The organism is Burkholderia sp. Se-20378 (genome assembly GCF_017104665.1).
GTDB lineage: Bacteria > Pseudomonadota > Gammaproteobacteria > Burkholderiales > Burkholderiaceae > Burkholderia > Burkholderia lata.
Genome location: NZ_JAAGPG010001230.1, coordinates 1 through 622, shown reverse-complemented (window position 1 = coordinate 622; position 622 = coordinate 1). Strand labels below are relative to the sequence as shown.

The following is a 622-nucleotide window of genomic DNA, read 5'->3' as shown; positions in this document are numbered from 1 at the left end:
ATTCATCGAAACCAATGCGTCGCTGAATGCGGTGATGGCCGCGCGTGCGGGCATCGGGATCGGCATCGTCGATCCGGCGACGGGTGTCGCACTGCCGGTAGACGGCGTCGTCGCACGCCCGCTCGATGTCGACATCCCGTTCGCGTTCGGCGTAGCGACGCCGGCCGGCAAGGCGCGCACGTCCGCCGTCGATGCGCTGCTCGATGCACTGCACCGTACGACGCGCGCGCTGCTCGACGACGTGATCTTTCACGACGCTGCCGCGCACGATGCATTGCTGCGCGGCGACCGGCTGCGCAGCGAGCGCCCGTCACGCCAGACTCGCACGACACGGTCGCGCCGTACACGCCCGGAGGCGGCATGACGACGACGCCCGATCAATTGCAAGCACTCGAAGCCCGGCTCGCGCAGGACCTGCGCTGGCTCGACCTGCCCGCGCCGTCGTGGGTGCCGCCGCGCGAGGCCGACGGCACACGCGTGCTCGACGTCGCGATCATCGGCGGCGGCATGGCCGGACTCGCGGCTTCCGCCGAACTGCGCCTGCTCGGCATCGACAACCAGTGCGTGATCGACCGCGCGCCGGCCGGCTACGAAGGGCCGTGGGTCACGTTCGCGCGGATGG

Annotated in this window: 2 protein-coding genes; both read left to right on the top strand. The window is 70.9% G+C overall.

Translation table 11 applies throughout. The annotated features are described in order from the left end of the window. Nucleotides 1-364, top strand: a 364-nt coding sequence (locus G3N93_RS41160) for a LysR substrate-binding domain-containing protein (protein WP_374196575.1), incomplete at its 5' end; no start/stop codon positions are given. Continuing rightward, on the top strand, nt 361-622 hold a 262-nt coding region (locus G3N93_RS41155; RefSeq protein ID WP_206135658.1), incomplete at its 3' end, for an FAD-dependent monooxygenase. The genes G3N93_RS41160 and G3N93_RS41155, both read left to right, overlap by 4 nt.